This is a genomic window from Mesorhizobium sp. M0293 (assembly GCF_040321735.1).
In the GTDB taxonomy this organism is placed as follows: Bacteria; Pseudomonadota; Alphaproteobacteria; order Rhizobiales; family Rhizobiaceae; genus Mesorhizobium.
On record NZ_JAMYSA010000059.1, the window covers coordinates 1 to 19953 of the forward strand.

16 protein-coding genes are annotated in these 19953 nt (G+C 63.2%); 10 read left to right on the forward strand and 6 right to left on the reverse strand.

Annotated features, from left to right (window positions below):
• The 3 genes from NKJ06_RS21450 to NKJ06_RS21460 form a co-directional block, all read right to left on the reverse strand.
• On the reverse strand, positions 1-1668 hold a 1668-nt coding region (locus tag NKJ06_RS21450; protein WP_352810558.1), incomplete at its 3' end, for a helicase-related protein.
• A gap of 741 nt (positions 1669-2409) precedes the next feature.
• Entirely contained in the window at positions 2410-3135 is a 726-nt protein-coding gene (phbB, locus tag NKJ06_RS21455; protein ID WP_352632840.1) for an acetoacetyl-CoA reductase, read from the reverse strand.
• Positions 3136-3247: 112 nt separating this feature from the next.
• Entirely contained in the window at positions 3248-4426 is a 1179-nt protein-coding gene (locus NKJ06_RS21460; protein ID WP_352632839.1) for an acetyl-CoA C-acetyltransferase, read from the reverse strand.
• A gap of 299 nt (positions 4427-4725) precedes the next feature.
• Here NKJ06_RS21460 and phaR point away from each other — a divergent pair, with 299 nt between their 5' ends.
• Entirely contained in the window at positions 4726-5340 is a 615-nt protein-coding gene (phaR, locus tag NKJ06_RS21465; RefSeq protein WP_352632838.1) for a polyhydroxyalkanoate synthesis repressor PhaR, read from the forward strand.
• A gap of 59 nt (positions 5341-5399) precedes the next feature.
• Here phaR and NKJ06_RS21470 read toward each other — a convergent pair whose 3' ends face one another.
• Positions 5400-6539 carry a citrate/2-methylcitrate synthase gene (locus tag NKJ06_RS21470; protein ID WP_352632837.1) on the reverse strand — a complete coding sequence of 380 codons (1140 nt, stop codon included), beginning with the start codon at positions 6537-6539 and terminating at the stop codon, positions 5400-5402.
• A 92-nt stretch (positions 6540-6631) separates the two neighbouring features.
• Between NKJ06_RS21470 and NKJ06_RS21475 the strand changes: the two genes are divergently transcribed.
• From NKJ06_RS21475 to NKJ06_RS21485, 3 genes are all read left to right on the forward strand, one after another.
• Positions 6632-7720 carry a citrate synthase/methylcitrate synthase gene (locus NKJ06_RS21475; protein WP_352632836.1) on the forward strand — a complete coding sequence of 363 codons (1089 nt, stop codon included), beginning with the start codon at positions 6632-6634 and terminating at the stop codon, positions 7718-7720.
• A gap of 178 nt (positions 7721-7898) precedes the next feature.
• A complete protein-coding gene (locus NKJ06_RS21480; protein ID WP_352632858.1) occupies positions 7899-8690 on the forward strand; it encodes a 3-hydroxybutyrate dehydrogenase in 792 nt (263 codons plus the stop codon).
• A gap of 49 nt (positions 8691-8739) precedes the next feature.
• The gene (locus tag NKJ06_RS21485; RefSeq protein WP_352632835.1) at positions 8740-9870 is read left to right on the forward strand and encodes a patatin-like phospholipase family protein; all 1131 of its coding nucleotides are present in this window, start codon (positions 8740-8742) and stop codon (positions 9868-9870) included.
• Positions 9871-9903: 33 nt separating this feature from the next.
• Here NKJ06_RS21485 and NKJ06_RS21490 read toward each other — a convergent pair whose 3' ends face one another.
• Positions 9904-10500 carry a helix-turn-helix domain-containing protein gene (locus NKJ06_RS21490; RefSeq protein ID WP_352632834.1) on the reverse strand — a complete coding sequence of 199 codons (597 nt, stop codon included), beginning with the start codon at positions 10498-10500 and terminating at the stop codon, positions 9904-9906.
• 125 nt (positions 10501-10625) lie between these two features.
• On the opposite strand from NKJ06_RS21490, the gene NKJ06_RS21495 reads away from it, so the two are divergent.
• The 6 genes from NKJ06_RS21495 (at position 10626) to NKJ06_RS21520 (ending at position 18841) form a co-directional block, all read left to right on the forward strand.
• The gene (locus NKJ06_RS21495; protein ID WP_352632833.1) at positions 10626-11087 is read left to right on the forward strand and encodes a (2Fe-2S)-binding protein; all 462 of its coding nucleotides are present in this window, start codon (positions 10626-10628) and stop codon (positions 11085-11087) included.
• Positions 11088-11089: 2 nt separating this feature from the next.
• Positions 11090-13363, forward strand: a complete 2274-nt coding sequence (locus NKJ06_RS21500) for a xanthine dehydrogenase family protein molybdopterin-binding subunit (protein ID WP_352632832.1) — start codon at positions 11090-11092, stop codon at positions 13361-13363.
• Positions 13360-13968 (forward strand): hypothetical protein, encoded by a 609-nt coding sequence (locus NKJ06_RS21505; protein WP_352632831.1) that lies wholly within the window; start codon positions 13360-13362, stop codon positions 13966-13968. The genes NKJ06_RS21500 and NKJ06_RS21505 overlap by 4 nt, the downstream gene beginning before the upstream one ends.
• Before the next feature lie 154 nt (positions 13969-14122).
• A complete protein-coding gene (locus NKJ06_RS21510) occupies positions 14123-15298 on the forward strand; it encodes an efflux RND transporter periplasmic adaptor subunit (RefSeq protein WP_352632830.1) in 1176 nt (391 codons plus the stop codon).
• 79 nt (positions 15299-15377) lie between these two features.
• Positions 15378-18560: an efflux RND transporter permease subunit gene (locus NKJ06_RS21515; protein WP_352632829.1), complete on the forward strand. Its 3183-nt coding sequence runs from the start codon at positions 15378-15380 to the stop codon at positions 18558-18560.
• A 122-nt stretch (positions 18561-18682) separates the two neighbouring features.
• Positions 18683-18841 carry a DUF3309 family protein gene (locus NKJ06_RS21520; RefSeq protein WP_352632828.1) on the forward strand — a complete coding sequence of 53 codons (159 nt, stop codon included), beginning with the start codon at positions 18683-18685 and terminating at the stop codon, positions 18839-18841.
• Positions 18842-18913: 72 nt separating this feature from the next.
• Here the strand turns inward: NKJ06_RS21520 and NKJ06_RS21525 are convergent, their stop codons facing one another.
• Entirely contained in the window at positions 18914-19873 is a 960-nt protein-coding gene (locus tag NKJ06_RS21525; protein WP_352632827.1) for an NAD-dependent epimerase/dehydratase family protein, read from the reverse strand.
• Positions 19874-19953: the final 80 nt, after the last annotated feature.

Sequence of the window (19953 nt, forward strand, 5' to 3'; positions counted from 1 at the left end):
TGACGCGCCTACGCGTTCCGCGCGCGCCTCTAACTCGGCGGCCTGCGCTTTGGGGGGGGCGGTGCGCACGGCCTTGGCGTCTTCACCGCCGACCGTCTGGTCGGCTGTGAAACGGAACCCTTGCAACTCGCCGACATGATGGCCTTCGACAAGGACGGTTCCGGTTGGGCTTATTTCGGCTTCAGGCATGGTATTTTCTCTAAGGCGCCGCATGAGGACGGAAGTCCTGCGGTCTACGAAGCGTTTCGTCAACCGCTCATGCAGCGCATCCGACAATCTGTCTTCGATTTCGCGCGTCTTTTCCTGCCAGTGTGCCTGATCGGCCAGCCAACCGGGCCGGTTCGACACGAATGTCCAGGTGCGGATCTGGGCAATGCGATGCGACAACGTGTCGATGTCGCCCTCGGTGGTGTCGGCGCGACGCACCTGCTCGGCCATGTAATTCTCGTCGACATGGCCATGCCGTGCAAGGTCCGTGTAGATCGAAGCAACGAGGTCTGCATGCTGGGCCGGCGCGATCCTGCGGTAATCGGGCAGCGCGCAGGCCTCCCACAGCAGCGCGACGCGTTTGGCATTGCTGGCAAGAGCGCGGATGTCTTCATCGCGCGACAGATATTCAAGCGCCTGCGCGTCGACCGCAGGCAGCGCACGCGTCAGCCCTTCGACCGGGGCATTGGTTTCGATCGAGCGCTTCAGCGCATCAAGGCTGGCGAAGTCGAAACGCGCGGTTCGCCATTGCAGTACCTTCACGGGATCGAAATCATGGCCTTCGATCTTCTTGACCAGTTCCTCGTCCAACGGGTCGACCTGGCCGGTGACGCCAAAGGTGCCGTCGCGCAGATGCCGGCCGGCGCGGCCGGCGATCTGGCCAAGCTCTGCCGCCGTCAGGTTGCGATACTGATAACCATCGAATTTGCGGTTCTGGGCGAAGGCGACATGGTCGAGGTCGAGGTTGAGGCCCATGCCGATGGCGTCGGTGGCAATGAGATAGTCGACATCGCCCGACTGGAACAGCGCCACCTGGGCGTTGCGGGTGCGCGGTGAGAGTGCGCCGAGCACGACGGCGGCGCCGCCTTGCTGGCGGCGGATCAGTTCGGCGATGGCGTAGACTTCGTCGGCGGAGAAGGCGACGATCGCCGTGCGCCGCGGCAGGCGGGTCAGCTTCTTGGAGCCGGCATAGGCAAGATGCGACAGCCTGGGCCGCGTCACCACCGAGACGCCTCTCAGCAAGCGCTGGAGGATGCCGTGCATGGTGGCGGCACCGAGCAGCAGCGTTTCCTGGCGGCCGCGCAGATGCAGGATGCGGTCGGTGAAGATGTGACCGCGCTCGAGGTCGCCGGCAAGCTGCACCTCGTCGATGGCGACGAAGGCGGCGTCGGTCTCGCGCGGCATGGCCTCGACCGTGCAGACCGAATATTTCGCGCCCGCCGGCTGGATCTTTTCCTCGCCGGTGATCAGCGCCACCTTGTGGGCGCCAACCTTTTCGCAGACGCGGGTGTAGACCTCGCGCGCCAGCAGCCTGAGCGGCAAGCCGATGATGCCACTCTCGTGCGCCACCATTCGCTCGATGGCGAGATGGGTCTTGCCCGTATTGGTCGGCCCAAGCACGGCGGTCACGTCGCGGCCCGACAGGATCAGCGGCTCAGTGTGTTTCGGCTGGATGTTCATTGACCTAGAATAAGGCTTCTGGGACCTGGAAATAAGGCTTTCTGGCCTCTGGCTGTCGGGAGCGTGCCTCAAGTGGCGCGTATGACAGGTGACACATAGGGATTTCGGGCGCGAAGCGAAAGCGGAATGTTCCGCTGGGGGCTCGAAGTCGTTCTTGTCAAGCTCCGGATTGGGTGCGGATTAACCGATAGAACGAGTCTGGAACGAATCGGCGACGAATCAGTGACTCCTGCAGATTCAGCTTTTGTTCACGGCTACATGTGGATTTTGCGACCGCTGAACGCACCACATGCTGAATCGCCGAACTGGCCCGTTTCATGCTTGGAGAGTGCAAGGCGGGCATCGCCATTAACCTTTGCTGATGAACGATCCCAATGGCTCTGTGTGCCTTGCCCAACATTATGAAATTGTTGATCTTTCCTAATTTGCGTTAAGAATTCGGCGAGCGATTCAGGCCGCCGTCGTTAACGTTTCGGTCAAAGCCGGAACGAATCGGCGACGAATCAGCAATGTCAGAATATTCCTGGTTTGTTCACCCCAGCATCTTGTGTTGTGAACAGCTTATCCACCGAGAATCCACAGGCTTGGGAACAGGTTTCGCACAGGGCAGCCAGCCGCTGTTAACTTCTGCGTGCCGGATTGGGTCAGCACCCGACGAGGGCGTGTCGAAAGGACCAGGCCGGCAGCGAAAAACGGACCGGTGTGCCGGCCCGTCGATCTATCGCCTACATCGCCGCGTCGTCAGGCGAAATACTGGCCGCCATTGGCTGTGATGGTCGATCCCGTGATGAAGCCGGCATCTTCGGATGCGAGGAAAACGACGCAGCGCGCGATTTCTTCGGGCTCGCCGAGACGGCCGACGGGGATCTGCGGAATGATGCGATCGTTGAGCACCCTCTCGTCGATCGCCTTGACCATTTCGGTGGCAATGTAGCCGGGGCAGATGACGTTGACGGTGATGCCCGCGCGTGCGCCTTCCTGCGCAAGTGCCTTGGAAAAACCGATGTCGCCGGCCTTGGCGGCGGAATAGTTGACCTGACCGGCCTGGCCCTTCTGGCCGTTGATCGAGGAGATGGTGATGACGCGGCCGAACTTGCGGTCGCGCATGCCGCTCCATAGCGGATGCGTCATGTTGAAGACGCCGGACAAATTTGTGTCGATGACCTCTTTCCACTGTTCGCGCGTGATCTTGTGGAACATGGCGTCACGAGTGATGCCGGCATTGTTGACCAGCACCGAGACCGGGCCGAGATCGGCCTCGACTTGGCTGATGCCGGCGACGCAGGCATCATAGTCGGCGACCGACCATTTATAGACCGGAATGCCGGTCTCGGCTTTGAATTTCGCCGCCGCGTCGTCATTGCCGGCATAGTTCGCGGCAACCGAATAGCCGACGGTCTTCAATGCGATCGAGATCGCCGCGCCGATACCGCGCGATCCGCCTGTGACGATTGCTACCTTGGTCATGTGTTCCTCCTCCCTAGAGTTTTTTGTGAATGGTCAATAGTGAATGGTGAATGGTCGAAGACGGACGGCTACCCGCCATTCACCATTTGCCATTCACCATTCACTCTTTTTCTCAGATTGCCTCCACGCACATGGCGACGCCCATGCCGCCGCCGATGCAGAGCGTGGCGAGGCCCTTCTTGGCGCCGCGCCGGCGCATCTCGAAGACCAGCGTGTTGAAGACGCGGGCACCCGAAGCGCCGATCGGATGGCCGATGGCGATAGCGCCGCCGTTGACGTTGACGATCGAGGGATCCCAGCCCATGTCCTTGTTGACGGCGCAGGCCTGCGCTGCGAAGGCTTCGTTGGCCTCGATCAGGTCGAGATCGCCGACCGACCAGCCGGCCTTTTCCAATGCCTTGCGCGAAGCAGGGATCGGGCCGGTGCCCATGATCTGCGGATCGACGCCGGCGGTTGCCCACGACACGATGCGCGCCAGCGGGGTAATGCCGCGCCTCACCGCTTCGGCTTCGCTCATAAGCACAGCACCCGCGGCGCCGTCATTGATGCCGGAGGCGTTGGCGGCGGTCACCGTGCCGTCCTTGTCGAAAGCCGGCTTCAGCTTGGTCATGGCGTCGATCGTGGCGCCGTGGCGGATGTACTCGTCCTGGTCGACGATGGTGTCGCCCTTTTTGCCCTTGATGGTGACGGCGACGATCTCGTCCTTGAACTTGCCGGCCTTCTGCGCGGCCTCGGCCTTGTTCTGCGAGGCGAGCGCGAACTGGTCCTGGTCGTCGCGGGTGATCTGGAACTGACGCGCGACGTTTTCGGCGGTGTTGCCCATGTGATAGCCGTTGAAGGCATCCCACAGTCCGTCCTTGATCATGGTGTCGATCAGCTTGAAGTCGCCCATCTTGACGCCGGCGCGCAGGTGCTGGGCATGCGTCGAAAGCGACATCGATTCCTGGCCGCCGGCGATGATCACCTTGGCATCGCCGGTGGCGATCTGCTGCATGCCGAGCGCAATGGCGCGCAGGCCTGAGCCGCAAACCTGATTGAGGCCCCAGGCGGTAGTTTCCTTGGGCAGGCCGGCGTTGATCGATGCCTGGCGGGCCGGGTTCTGACCCTGCGCGGCGGTCAGCACCTGGCCGAGGATGACCTCATCGACCTCGCCTGGTTCGACACCGGCGCGCGACAGCAATTCCCTGATGACGACGGCACCGAGCTCATGCGCCGGGGTGGCGGCGAAGGCGCCGTTGAAGGAGCCGACCGGCGTGCGCGCCGCACTGGCAATGACGATGGAAGCGGACATTTTCTTCTCCAGACTTCAAGGGTGTTGTTCTGTCGTTGAGGACTTTTCTTGCCCTTTCCCAACCCCAAGTCAAACCGGAAATGGGCATGGCGCCCATGCGGGGCAAGCAGGTCGCGCCTTGCCATGGCGGCCGTTTGTCCATTGCTGCGCAGCATATTTTGCCTGCTATGCAGCATTTAGTGATCCCGCACTGCACAAACTGCTTGGAATTGTGCGGCTTTTGCGCATATCCTCGAAAAAGGCACAATCGTTATCGGCGGCTTACTCAGAGGCGCGCCGGTGTCCCCGGGAGGATGTAGATGGCCGCTAAAGACGATCCGATCATCATCAAGAAATACGCCAATCGCCGCCTCTACAACACCGGCACCAGCACCTATGTGACGCTCGAGGACCTCGCCGAGATGGTCAAGAAGGGCGAGGAGTTCACCGTCCAGGACGCCAAGACCGGTGACGACATCACGCATCCGGTGCTGACCCAGATCATCTTCGAGCTGGAGAACAAGGACGGGCAGAACATGCTGCCGATCCCGTTCCTGCGCCAGCTGATCGCCTATTACGGCGACCAGATGCAGATGATCGTGCCGAGTTTCCTCGAACAATCCATGCTCGCCTTCTCCAAGGAGCAGGAACGCTTTCGCGAGCAGATGAAGGGGGCGCTCGGCAAGTCGCCGCTGGACATGATGAAAATCACCACGCCGATCAAGGCGCTGGAGGAACAGACGCGCCGCAACATGGAAATGTTCCAGAATGCGATGCGGCTGTTCACGCCATTCCCACCGGCGGGCTCCGCGCCAGCCGCTGCGCCGACTCCCGAGCCGGCGGCCAAGAAGGAAACGCCTGACAAGCCCGACGACCTTCAGGAGCTGAAGGACCAGATCGCGGCCATGCAGCGCAAGCTCGACACGATGTCTTGAGACGTTCGATCGCTGCTCGTCCATCTTTTCCGAAGACGGGTACCTTTCGGGGTCATGCCCTACGGCAGCACTCCCACATAGCGGCCGCGCGGCCTGATGATGCTTCCGCTTGTTATCTGTTCGACCGTGTGCGCGGCCCAGCCGACGCTGCGTGCGAGCGCGAACAGGCGGAACGGTGCATCGCGCGGCAAGCCAAGGCTGCGCGTCAGCGCGGCCAGGCCAAGGTCAATGTTGGGAAGCGCGCCGGTCGCTCCACGGGCCGCATCGCACAGCGACGATAATGTGCCGTCAACCTCGATCACCGACAGCAGCGCCTCCGCCCGCGGATCGCCGTCGGGATAGAGCGGATGACCGAACCCCGGCAGCGGCCGGTCGTGGCTGAGCCAGCGCCGGAGCGCCGCATCGGCGCCATGCCCTGCCGCATCCTCGGCCAGTTGCATCACCGCTTCGCCGGCGCCGCCATGGCGAGGGCCTGACAGCGTCGCCAGCCCCGCCAGCAGGCAAGCGGCCAGCGGCGCGCCGGTCGAGGCAGCGACACGGGCGGCGAACGTCGATGCGTTCAGTTCATGGTCCGCGAGCAGGACAAGAGCGCGGCGGATCGCGTCCGCCCCCGTTGCGTCCACCGACCAGTCCCGCGCCAACCGTTGATGGACCGGATCCGACCCCGCCGATGCGCCCAAGGCACCGGCCAGAACGCCGACCGCGTGCGCGGCATCGGCATGCAGCGAGGCGGCGCTGCGCCCGAGTGAAGGCCGCCCCTGGCCGGCAAGCACTGCAAGCTGCGCGAAGGCCGAGGCTCGGCCGGCTTGATGGGGCGCATCCGGCGATGGTGCTCGGAAAGCCACTGGTTGAGGCCGAGCCCAGAGCACGGCGGCTGTTTCTTCCAGTGTGGCACTCGCCGAAAGCGCGACGGCGTCCTGGCCACGATAGACAAGGCGACCGTGCAAGACGGTCGAGATCAAGGTGACGATCGACGGTTCGCCCCAGGCAATGGCGCTTTCGGCGATGGCCGACGGGCTCCGTCCGCGCGCCCGACGAATGGCCAATGCGGCAATATCGTCGGCGCGATACTGGCTGCGGCGCGGATCGGTCCGGTCGGGCCGCATGCCGATGCGCCCACGGCTGACATAGGCGTACAGCGTCTGCGCCCGCACCTTGAGGCGTTCAAGTGCTTCTTCCCGGGACAACCACTCGGTCATATCGAACTCTGATATTGATTCTATTGATCAAGATTGATGGACATGTTGCCCAGCCTTATCTCCAATCCGCAAACGCTTCAAGGAGACAGGCTATGGCGAATGGGCTCGATGACGTGGTGGCGGCGGAAACTGTGCTCTCCGACGTGGATGGCTTGGGCGGCCGTCTGACGATCCGGGGTCATTCGCTGCCGGAACTGGCCGGCCGCTGGAGCTATGCCCAGGTGGTTCGGCTGCTGCTCGGTGGCTTTTTCGATGACCTTCCCGATGATGCGGAACTGACGCGGGCTCTCGGCCAGGCGCGTGCTAACGTGTTCGAGCGGCTTTCGCCCTCGCTGCCCTTGCTGGCATCGCTCCATGTCTACAGCGCCATGCGCGCCGGCATGGCGCTGCTGCCGGACGACGACACGCTGACGGGCGCCTTGCTGTTGATTTCGGCGCCAGCGGTGCTGACGCCGGCCCTGCTTCGCCTGCAGCGCGGCGAGGAGCCGATCGCGCCGGACAGCCGGGCCGATCATGCCGCCGATATGTTGCGGATGCTAAGCGGCGCAACTGCGTCACCGGCGCTGGCAAAAGCGCTCGACACCTATCTGGTGACGGTCTGCGATCACGGTCTCAATGCATCGACCTTTGCGACACGCGTGGTCGCGTCGACGCAGGCCGGCCTGACATCGTCCGTGTTGGCCGGGCTCGGCGCGCTCAAGGGGCCGCTGCACGGCGGCGCCCCCGGCCCTGTCATCGAGATGCTGGATGCAATCCAAGCGCATGGCGATGCGGCCGACTGGCTGCGCGACGAGGTCGCGCACGGCGAGCGCATCATGGGCTTTGGGCATCGCATCTACCGCGTGCGCGATCCGCGCGCCGATGTGCTGAAAGCGGTGGTGCGGCAACTCGGCGGCGAGGGCGAAACCGGCCGCCGGCTGGCTTTCGCGGAGACAGTGGAACAAGCGGCGCTCGAGGTACTGCGGGTCGCCAAGCCGTCGCGCTCGCTGCAGACCAATGTCGAGTTCTATACCGCGCTGCTGTTGGAAGCGGCGGGCTTTTCCAGCCAGGCGTTCAGCAATGTCTTTGCCGCCGGGCGTGTCGCCGGCTGGATCGCGCATGCGCGCGAGCAGCAGACGACCGGTCGGATGATCCGGCCGCAGTCGCGCTATGTCGGGCCGGTGCCGGACCTGGTTGCCTGAAGCTCTCTTTGCTTTGCGGGGAAGGACGGGGCGATCCAGCCTACGCCCTTCCTGGGAGCGGCTGCGGCCGCTCATGACGAAAATTTCATCTCACCGCACAAGTCCGGCCGCTGTTATTGCGTCGCATTGAGCATATATGCTGCACTGCAACATAGACTGCTTTTGCCGCAACCAGAGGATTCCGCCCTTGGCCACCAGAAAAACCGCTGTCATCACCGGCTCCACATCGGGCATTGGCCTGGCTATCGCCCAGGCGCTGGCGGCCGAAGGTCACAACGTCGTCGTCAACTCCTTCTCCGACACGGAAGCCGACCACGCCATCGCCGGTGCGATCGCCAAACAGCACGGCGTAAAGACGGCCTACATCAAGGCCGACATGTCGAAACCGGCTGAATGCCGGGCGCTGGTCTCTAAGGCGGCAGAAACGTTCGGGTCGGTCTATATTCTGATCAACAATGCCGGCATCCAGCATGTCGCGCCGGTGGAAGACTTCCCGATCGAAAAATGGGATGCCATTATCGCGATCAACCTGTCTTCGGCGTTCCACACCATCGCAGCCGCCATTCCGCTGATGAAAAAGGCCGGCGGCGGCCGGATCGTCAACATCGCCTCGGCGCATGGCCTGGTCGCGTCGCCGTTCAAGTCGGCCTATGTCGCGGCCAAGCACGGCATCATGGGGCTGACCAAGACCGTCGCGCTCGAACTGGCGCGTGACAAGATCACCTGCAACGCCATCTGCCCGGGCTATGTGCTGACGCCGCTGGTCGAGGCGCAGATTCCCGACCAGATGAACGCCCACGAGATGGACCGCGAGACCGTCATCCGCGAGGTCATGCTGGACAAGCAGCCGACCAAGGAATTCGTCACGGTCGAGCAGATCGCGGCAGCAGCGGTGTTCCTGTGTTCGGACGCGGCGGCGCAGGTCAACGGCACGCATCTCTCGGTCGACGGCGGCTGGACCGCCGCGTGAGGTCCAAAATTTTCTCATCTACCAAACGGGACAGATCAAGGACGACGCCATGACCAAAAACGGCAAGGCGGAGGAGACGAAGAAGATCAACATCGCACTTCAGGGCGGCGGCTCGCACGGCGCCTTTTCCTGGGGTGTGCTCGACCGGCTGCTGGAGGACGGCAGGCTGGAGATATCGGCAGTGTCCGGCACCAGCGCCGGTGCCATGAACGCGGTGGCGCTGGCCGACGGTTTTGTCCGCGGCGGGGTTGAGGGTGCAAGACAAAAACTCGACGATTTCTGGCGCGCGGTGGCGGCTAAGGGCCGGTTCAGCCCGGTGCAGCGCATGCCGTGGGATGTCGCCTGGGGCAACTGGTCGATCGAGAACACGCCCGGCTATGTCTTCTTCGACACCATGTCACGGGTATTTTCGCCCTATGTCGCCAACCCGCTCGGCCTCAACCCGCTGCGCGACGTGGTCGAGCAGGAGATCGATTTCGCCAATGTCCGTGCCTGCAAGTCGATGGAGCTGTTCATCTCGGGGACCAATGTCGAAACCGGACAGTTGCGCGTCTTTTCCGACGGCGAGATCGACCTCGACACGGTGATGGCGTCGGCCTGCCTGCCGCAACTGTTCCGCGCCGTCGAGATCAAGGGCGTGCCCTATTGGGACGGCGGCTATGGCGGCAATCCGGCGCTTTATCCGTTCTTCAAGACGGCGGCGACCGAGGACGTGCTTCTGGTGCAGATCAATCCGGTGGTGCGTGAGGGAACGCCGAGGAGCGCCAACGAGATCCAGAACCGCATCGACGAGATCACCTTCAATGCCGGGCTGCTGCGCGAATTCCGTTCGATCGCCTTCGTCAAGGAACTGATCGCCGCCGGCCGTCTGCCGCATGGCGAATACCGCGATATCCGCATGCACCGCATCGATGCCGACGAGGCGTTCAAGGACCTGTCGGCATCATCGAAAGTGAATGCCGAATGGGCGTTTCTGACCTATTTGCGCGATCTTGGCCGCACCGCCGCGACCGACTGGCTAGAAGAGAATTACGACGCTGTCGGCAAGCACCCGACGCTCGATCTGTCCGGCGAACTCGATGACGGTTTCAAACCGGTGCGCGGCCCCGCACCTGGCCGGCGGGTCAAGGAATTCCTCGCTGTGCGCAAGAATCCCGAGGTGGTTCGCCGTCGCGCTTAAACGGCCAATCGATGTTCATCGATTGGCCCGCGATCATGCTTTCAGGGTGAGGTCGATCACCCTAATCAGGGCGGCGGCTGCCTGTCGCTGCCCCTGGGGATCGCTGATCCGCGCCTTCATGCCTTCCAGCCCGTCGAGCAGCATGTCGGCAAGCAGTTGCGTCGACAGGCCCCTGGCCGCCAGATCGACGCCGTTCCTGGCTGCCTCGCCCTCGATCGCGGCGGCAATATGTTTGCCAAGCCCGCCGCGCCAGCAGCCGACCAGATCGGCAAGGCTCGATTTCATGTCCAGCAGTTCGGCGCCGTGCGGCGAGGCAATGACCGCGCTCATCATCGAGATGAAGGCCTCGTCGATGGCTCGCATCATGCGCTCGGTGAAAGTGCCGTCGCCGGCCAGAGCCACCTTTGCCGCTTCGACCGAGCGCGACAGGATCATCATGGCGATGGCGCGGAAAATGTCGGTCTTGTTCTTGAACAGGAGATAGAGCGCCGGGCGCGACATGTCGGCGGCGCGGGCGATGTCGTCCATGGTGGTGCGGGAGAAACCGTAGGCCAAAAACACCTTCATCGCCCCATCCAGGATACGGACGCGTTTGGGGTCGGCTGCGGCGATGTCTTCGATCTGATTCATGGAGCAATTCTACCCTGCAAAATCCTTATTGACAAAATGACGTAATTTGTCAATCTGTATCGGGACGAAGCGACCCAAGAGGGTGCTTTGCCTTCGGGCAATGGACGACAACAAAGGGTATCCCCATGCGCCTCACCGTCGACGGACAGTCATTCGATATCGACGCCGATCCGGACATGCCGATGCTGTGGGCGCTACGCGATCTCATTGGCAAGACCGGACCGAAGTTCGGCTGCGGCATTGCCGCCTGCGGCGCCTGCACGGTTCATGTCGACGGTCAGCCGGTGCGTTCCTGCTCGCTTCCGGTCGGCCAGGTCAGCGGCGCCGTCACCACCATCGAAGGCATCGGCACGGCGGGCAGACTGCATCCGGTGCAGCAGGCATGGCTGGAGGAACAGGTCGCGCAATGCGGCTACTGCCAGGCCGGCCAGATCATGAGCGCGGTGGCGCTGCTCGACGAGGTCGCTGACCCGAGCGACGCCGACATCGACAACGCCATGGGCGGCAATCTCTGCCGCTGCGGCACCTATCCCAGGATTCGCTCGGCCATCAAGAAGGCCGCGGCGCTCAAGACGGCGGGGCTCTGACCATGGCCAGTGTCGGAAAGATCGCCCGCCGCACGTTCCTGATTGGCGCTGCCGCTGTCGCGGGCGGCGTTGCCGTCGGCTACTACTATTATCGCAAGCCCTTTCCGAACCCGCTCGAGGCCGATCTCGGGAAGGGCGAGGCGACCTTCAACCTCTATGTGAAGATCGGTGCCGACAACACCATCACCATCGTCGCGCCGCGCGCCGAGATGGGACAAGGCATTTCGACCACGCTTGCCGCCATGGTCGCCGAAGAACTCGATGTCGGCCTCGATCGGATCAAGGTCGAGCACGGCCCCGCCTCCTACGCCTATTACAACGCAGCGATCTTGGAAGAGGGCGGTCCGTTCGCCTTCTTCGACGAGAGCATGACCGCGCAGGCGGTGCGCTCAGGTCTCGGCGTGGTCGGCAAATTCCTTGCCCTGCAGGGCACGGGTGGTTCGGCTTCGACACGCGACGGTTTTGACAAGATGCGGCAAGCGGGCGCGGCCGCCCGGCAGATGCTGATCGCGGCTGCGGCGCAAAAACTGGGTGTCGCCGCCGCCGATCTGGAAACGGCCGACGGTTCGATCCTGCACAAGGCGTCTGGCAAATCGCTGACCTATGGGGCGGTCGCCGCGGCCGCTGCCGCGATGGTGCCGCCGGCCGAAGTCAGGCTCAAGGATCGAGCCGACTGGAAACTGCTGGGAAAGCCGCAGAAGCGCATCGACATGCTGGCCAAGGTCACCGGTGCGCCGATCTTCGGCATCGATGTCCGGCTGCCGGATATGCTCTACGGCACGGTCAAGATGAGCCCACGCTTCTGGTCGAGGCCGGTCAAGGCGGACCTATCGAGGGCCGAGAAAATGCCCGGCGTGATCAAGATCGTGCCGCTCGAGACGAATTACGGCCATGGCTTCGGGATCATCGCCGAAAACACATGGGCGGCGTTCAAGGCCGCCGAGGTGATCGACGCCCAGTGGTCCGATCCCGAATATCCGCTCAGCAGCGCCGCCATATCCGATGTGCTGAAGCAGGCGCTTGGCACCAAGGGTTCGGTGATGCGCGACAATGGCGATGTCGACAGCGCCTTTGCCGATGCGCCGCGCGAAAGGATCGTCGAAGCAGATTATGCGGTGCCCTATCTGGCGCACGCGACGATGGAGCCGATGAACGCGACGGCGCAGCTTAGGGATGGCGCGCTCGACATCTGGTGCGGCAACCAGGCGCCGACCCTGGTGCGGCAGCTGTGTGCCAACGCGGTCGGTGTCGAGCAGGACAGGATTACCGTGCACACCACCTTCATGGGTGGCGGTTTCGGCCGGCGCGTCGAGGTGGATTACGCGCTATGCGCCGCGCTGATGTCGAAGGAGACGGGCGGGCGTCCGATCAAGGTGACCTGGACGCGCGAAGAAGACATGCGTCACGACGCCTACCGGCCGGCCGCTATCGGCAAGTTCCAGGCGCGGCTCGGCGACGATGGTATGCCGGTCGCCGTCGACATGAAGATGGCCTCGCCATCGGTGATTGCCGGCACGCTGCGCCGGCTGTTTCCCTCGATATCGCCGCTCGGTCCCGACAAGACCATTGTCGATGGCGCCTATGACCAGCCCTACACCATCCCGAATTACCGGGTCAGCGGTGTCGCGGCGGCGGTCTCCATCCCTGTCGGTTCCTGGCGCTCGGTCGGCAGTTCGGTCAACGGCTTCTTCCATGAGGGGTTCATGGACGAGATCGCAGTCGCCGGGAAAGTCGACCCGGTCGAGATGCGCAAGACGCTGATGGCCGCCTATCCCTCGGCGGTGAAGGTGGTGGAGAAAGTCGCCGCGATGGCGAAATGGGGTGAGGCGCTGCCCGCCGGCAAGGCCAAGGGCATGGCGTTCACGCTGTCCTTCGGCAGTTGGGTCGGCGAGATCGTCCAGGTGGCGGATACGCCGGCCGGCATCCGTATCGAGAAGGTGTGGATCGCCGCCGATGTCGGCACCGCGCTCGATCCCGGCATCATCGAGGCGCAGCTGATCTCCGCCGCCATCTATGGACTGGCGGCAGCGATGGGCCAGGAGATCACCTTCGCCGACGGCATGGTCGAACAGTCGAACTTTCACGATTTCGATGCCATGCGGATCTTCCAGTGCCCGGTCTTCGAAGTCGCCATCCTGGAAAACTTCCACAAGATGGGCGGCGTCGGCGAGGTCGGCACACCGCCGGCAGCATCAGCCTTGGCCAACGCCATCTTCGCGTTGACCGGCAAGCGCATCCGGACGCTGCCTTTGTCCAAGGAGGTGGCCTTCGCATGAAAAGGTTCCTCATCATGCTGACGCCTGCTGCCATGCTCGTCCTCGCGATGCCGTTTGCAATCGCGCAAGAGAGCCAGACGCCGGCGCCAGCGACGGTCGACGCAGCAAAAGGCCTGTCCGAATGGGACAAGGTCTATGCGGTGTTCTCGCATCCACGCTGCGCCGACTGTCATGTCGCGGACGACCGGCCGCGCTGGTCCGGCGCGCATCATGGCGGCACTCGCGTTCACGCCTTCAATGTCCAGCGCGGTGCTGATGGATCGGGCTTCGGCAATCCGGGCCTGCGCTGCACGACTTGCCATTTCTCCAGCAATTCCAATGCATTGCATGGGCCACCCGGAGCCGAGAACTGGCATCTGGCGCCGGCCGAGATGGCCTGGTTCGGCAAATCCTCGGCCGAAATCTGCGCCCAGATCAAGGATCCCCTGCGCAATGGCAACCGCAGCTTGAAGGATATAGCGCTGCATGTTCGCGACGACAGGTTGGTCGCCTGGGGCTGGGCGCCGGGGTCGGATCGTGAACCGGCTCCGGGCTCTGCCGAAGCAACATATCAAGCTATCGAAACCTGGGCGGCGGCGGGCGCATCTTGTCCGGTGGCGCAATGATCTTGCAACTTTCGGACTATATTGCGGTGCAACTTTGATGTAGAAGCGCGCTTCGCCGATCACGGCAAATTGAACACGGCTTGGCGCGCACCCATATCGGCGACGCGCCCGCGTTATGAGGACGCTGGCCGAACCCGCAGTGGAAAAAACGACGATGCCGAGAATCAGGTTTCACAAGCTTGCAGCCATTGTTGTGCTCATTGGTTTCGCGGCCTGGATGGCGACAGGCGAGTTTTCGTCGGTCGGCAGCGTAGCCGCCGAAAAAGCCAAGGCAGCCGAAGTCGAGCAGGCCAAGGCGCCGGACGCCAACAAGCCCAAGACGGCGGAAGCCGAGCCGAAGGCACCACTGCGCGCCGTCGCGGTGGTGACGCCGCCGCGCAAGACATATGCACGCGCCATCCGCATTTCCGGGCTGACCGAAGCCGACAAGCGGGCGGTGCTGGCGACTCGCGTCGCCGGTGTCATCGACAAGCTGCCGGTCAAGCAAGGCCAACACGTCAAGAGCGGCGATCTGGTGATGATGCTTGCGGCGGAAGAAAAGATCTCGATGGTCGACAACGCCAGGCAATTGGTTGTGCAGCGTCAGGCCGAGTTGGAAGCATCGCTGCGGCTGATGAAGTCAGGCAATTTGCCGAAGCTGCAGCTCGACACCGCGCGCTCCAATCTGACCCTGGCGCAATCGCAGCTGGATACCGCGCAGGCCGAGCTTGACCGCAACGAAGTCAAGGCGCCGTTTGACGGCGTTATCGACAGGGTGCCGGTGGAACTTGGCAGTTCCATAATGCAGGGCGGCGAGGTGGCAACCATCCTCAAGCTTGACCCGGTGATTGCCCGCGGCGAAGTCAGCGAGCGCGACCTGGGCTATCTCAAGCTCGGCGACAAGGCCAATATACGACTGGTCAGCGGGCAGACCGTCGAAGGCACCGTGCGTTATATCAGCCGCGACGCATCATCGGCGACCCGCACCTTCCGCGTCGAGGTGGCGATCCCCAATGGCGACGGCTCCGTGCCGGCCGGTATGACGGCGGAAATCGCGCTCAACGCGCAACCGACCGACGCGGTTCTGCTGCCGCGCTCGGTGGTGACACTCGGCGACAAGGGCGACCTCGGCATCCGTGCCGTCGGCAAGGACAACAAGGTGGCGTTCTTCCCGATCGACCTCGTCGACGACACGCCGACCGGCCTCGTGCTCGGCGGCATCCCGGCCGACGCGCGTATCATCGTCGCCGGCCAGGAGCTGGTGAAGGAAGGCGACCTGGTCAATCCGGTCGATGCCGACCAGGCGACCATCAAGAAGCTGCTCGGCGAAGCGACTGCAGGCACGCAGTAGCACAGATCCTACGGATCAGCCCTGGGCTGGGACAATCGGCTGCGACGCAGCTCCTGCAATTCAACGACAGGCGTTAGCCATGGATATCGTCAGACTCGCAATCAACAATGCCCGCCTGACCATCTCGGTCCTGGTCTTCCTTCTGCTGGCGGGCTGGGTCGCCTATCAGGCGACGCCGAAGGAAGCGGAACCCGACGTTCCGATTCCGATGATGTATGTCAGCCTGATATACCAAGGCATTTCGCCCGAGGATTCCGAGCGGCTTCTGCTACGGCCGATGGAAAGCAAGCTGAAGAGCCTGAAGGGCCTCAAGGAAATGCGCTCGGCCGCCTTCCAGGGTGGCGGCTATGTAATGGTCGAATTCCAGCCGCAGACCAATCTGGCGACGGCGTTGCAGGACACGCGCAGCAAGGTGCAGGACGGCAAGGCCGATCTGCCGCAGGCGGCCGAAGAGCCAGTCGTTACCGAAATCAACATCTCGGAATTCCCGGTGATGGTCGTCACGTTGTCGGGCGAATTGCCCGAACGTGTGCTGACCGCCGCCGCGCGCGAACTGCGCGACCGCATCGAAGAGGTGCCCGGCGTTCTCGAAGGCTCGCTGCAGGGCTCACGCGACGATCTCGTCGAAGTCGTCATCGACCCCATGAAGCTGTCGTCCTATGGGTTGCAGCTTGATCAGCTGATCGGCGCGGTTGGCAGCTCCAACAGTCTGGTTGCCGCCGGCAACATCGAGGGCGCGGAGGGCAAATACGCCGTCAAGGTGCCGTCGCTGATCGAGACGCCCGAGGATGTGGCTGCGCTGCCGGTCGTCGCCGGCGCCAACGCCGTCGTGCAAGCCAAGGACATCGCGACGATCCGTTCGACCTTCGCCGACGCCACGACTATCACGCGCCTCAACGGCAAGCCGGCAATCGCCATCGAAATCAAGAAGCGCATCGGCGCCAATCTGATCGACACGCTCACCAAGGTGAAGGAAGTCTCCGACACCTTCGTCAAAGCGATGCCCGAGGGCATGCACGTCACCTACACGCAAGACAAGTCCGTCTTTGTCAACCAGCTGCTCGGCGACCTGCAGAACCACGTGATGATCGCCGTCATCCTGGTGTTCATCGTCATCCTTTACGCGCTGTCCGGCCGAGCCTCGCTGCTGATCGGTCTCGCCATTCCGTCGTCCTTCCTGATCGGCATCCTGCTACTGGCGATGATGGGCTACACGATCAACATGATCGTGCTGTTCAGCCTCATCCTGGCCGTCGGCATGCTGGTCGACGACGCCATCATCGTCACCGAGTTCGCCGAGCGACGGATGAGCGAAGGCATGCCCAAGGAGGAAGCCTTCGCGCTGGCCGCCAAGCGCATGGCCGGCCCGGTCATCGCCGCGACGATGACGCGCATCGCCGCTTTCTCGCCGCTGCTGTTCTGGCCGGGCATCATCGGCGACTTCATGAAATACATGCCGATCACGCTGATTGTCACGCTGTCGGCCTCGATGCTCTACGCGCTGGTGTTCGCGCCGACGCTCGGAGCGATCTTCGCCAAGGCGCCGCAGCATCACGAGGATGACCACCGCGACGGCTGGTACATGGCCGTGGTCAAGCAGGCAGTGCGATTCCCAATCACCGTGCTGGTCCTTACTGTCGTCTTGTTGAGCGGTGTGTTCGTTGGCTATGTGAAGTATGGCGCGGGTGTGGAATTCTTTCCCAGCGTCGAGCCTGATTACGGCCTGCTCTACGTTCATGCCCGCGGCAACCTTTCGCTGGCCGAAATGGACACCGCGACGAAGATTGCGGAAAACAGGATGCTCGGCTGGCCCGGCATCAAATCGGTCTATACCCGCGTGGGCAGGACGCAGGGCGGCGGCCAGGACGTTCCGGAAGATGTGGTCGGCGTTATCAACTATGAGTTCATCGACTGGCGCGAGCGCAAATCCGCGAACGATATCCTGAACGATCTGCGTGGCGTCATGGCCGGCATTCCAGGCGTCGATGTCGAGGTGCGTGTGCCGGAGGCCGGACCACCGACCGGCAAGCCGATCCAGATCAGGCTTTCGGCGATCGATCCGAAAGGGCTCGACGATAAGGCGCGCGCCGTCGCGGAGCGCATCGCCAAGGTGCCCGGCGTCATCGATATTTCCGATGGTCTGCCGCCGCCCGGCGTCGACTGGGCGATCGAGGTCGACCGCGCAAAAGCTGCGCAATACGGCATCAGCCCGACGGCAGTCGGAACCGTGGTGCAGCTGGTGACCAACGGGTTGAAGCTCTCGGAATACCGTCCGGCCGGCGCAGACGATGCCGTCGACATAAGGCTGCGCCTGCCCGAAGACCGGCGCACGTTGTCGACGCTCGACGAGTTGCGGGTGCAGACCGCGCAAGGCTCTGTGCCGATCTCGAATTTCGTCGTGCGCAAACCCGAGCCGACGGTTGGTATCCTCAACCGCATCGACGGTGCTCGAACAGTGGTCGTGCAGGCCAACGTCGCCGCTGACGCCCAGGTCGCGACCGTGCAGGAGCAGGTCACCAAGGCCGTCTCCGATATGGATCTGGGCAGCGGCATCCGCTGGAAGCTGGCTGGCTCGAACGAGGACAGCGCCGAAGCCAGCGCCTTCCTCAGCAAGGCCTTCGGAGCGGCGATCTTCCTGATCTTCCTGGTGCTTCTGGCGCAGTTCAACAAGTTCACCAGCGTCTGGCTGGTGCTGTCCTGCGTGGTCATGGCGACGATCGGCGTGTTCCTCGGCCTGCTGATAACAGGCGAGACGTTCGGCATCGTCATGTCGGGCATCGGCGTCATCGCGCTGGCCGGCGTGGTGGTGAACAACAACATCGTGCTGATCGATACCTATGACCGGCTGCGCGAAGAGGGCTGGGACAAGGTCGAGGCGGTGCTGCAGACTTGCCGCGAACGCGCCCGCCCCGTGGTGCTGACGGCGGTGTCGGCCATTCTCGGCGTGCTGCCAATCGCCTTCGGCCTTGGCCTCGAAATCTTCCATCACGAGACGACGATCAACGCGCCGTCGACGCAATGGTGGATTTCGCTGTCGTCGGCGATCGTCTTCGGCTTGTCCTTCGCCACGGTGCTGACGCTGGTGGTGACGCCGTCGATGCTGATGGTGTTCACCCGCGCCAAGGTCAGGCCGGGCGCGCGGCGTGGCTGGTTCAGCCGGCTGTTCCGGCGCGGCAAGGGCGAGATCTCGTCGACCGATGCGTCGGGACAGGACGATGCCGGAGCAGAGCCGGAGATCGCCTTTCCAAAAGCCGCCGAATAGACCACCTGTCTGCGTTTCTCTGACGCAAAGGCCGCCTGGAACAACCGGGCGGCCTTTGCATTGTTCTCCCAAGAGCAATGCGAAGCGTTGTCACCGGAGCAATGTTGTGCAGGGAGTTTCCCATGCCGATCACCACCATTATCATCATCGTCCTGGTTCTCGTGCTCATTGGCGCCGTGCCGGCCTGGCCGCATTCGCGTTCTTGGGGTTATGGACCGTCCGGCATTCTTGGCGTGGTGCTGGTGGTGCTCCTGGTGCTGGTGTTGATGGGGCGGGTCTGACGAGTTTTCAGTGTGTTGAGAGACTTCTCGGTGCAAGAGATTGGATGGGCAGGCTGTGACCCGCCGGGCCTGTCAGGCGGCTTTCGCGGTGCCATTCACGGTGGCGATGCCGATATCCTCGAGAGCCTCGGTGACCGCCTGGTCGAGCGGTGTATGGGGAATCGCACCGATGATGCCTTCCAGCCTTGCCGAAGCCAGTTGGTGCGGCTCGAAGCGCAGATAGGACATCGAAACGATCTCGCGCCACATTGCCACGAACGGGCTGCCGGCACGCAGCACCCACCAGGCCATCGAGGTCATCTTGAGCGGGCGGCCAACGGCCCTCTCGGCGGCGGCCTTGATCTCCAGATCGGTGACTGCATGGCCGGGAAAGTTCAGTGCTTCATAGTAGCCGAGCTTGTCGAGATTGCGAGCCAACGCAACGAAGCCTACGGCAAAGTCCGGCAGATAGGCCCACTCATGCACCAGATCGGCAGGGCCGGGCGCGGTATAGATGCCCTTGCTTATCTTGGCGGCGACGACCAGATCGAACCAGGAGCCGCTACCGCTGCCGCCGAAAAAATCGCCGGCGCGCAGAATGATGGTGCGGACGCGGCCCGCTTCGGCTTCACGGCGGAACAAATCCTCCATGGCGCAGCGGATGCGGCCCTTCTCTGTCGTCGGGTGGAACGGCGTGTCTTCCGTGATCACCGCCGGCATCGGCGAGCCGTAATTGTAGACGGTGCCGGGGAAGAGGTGCAGCGTGTCATTTGCATGGCAAGCGGCCATGACGTTCTCGGCCATCGGCAGGCACTTGCCCCAGTCGGTGTAAATCGGGTTGAGGCCGTTGAAGACGATATCGACACCTGCCGTAGCGCGGACCAGCGATTGACGGTCCAGCGCATCGCCGGCAACCGCCGTAGCGCCCTTGAGTTCGGCCGGCACCTTGCCGGTACGGGTGACGGTGCGGACGTCGAAGCCGGCGTCGATGAAAGCTTTGGCGACGACGCGGCCGAGCCGGCCATTGGCACCGAGAATTGCGATCTTGGTCATTTCTGGTCTCCGTGTTTGTGTTTGCAGCCTGAACATGATCGCTTCGCAAGTGAATTGAAATTGACAATGATTGGCGCTCT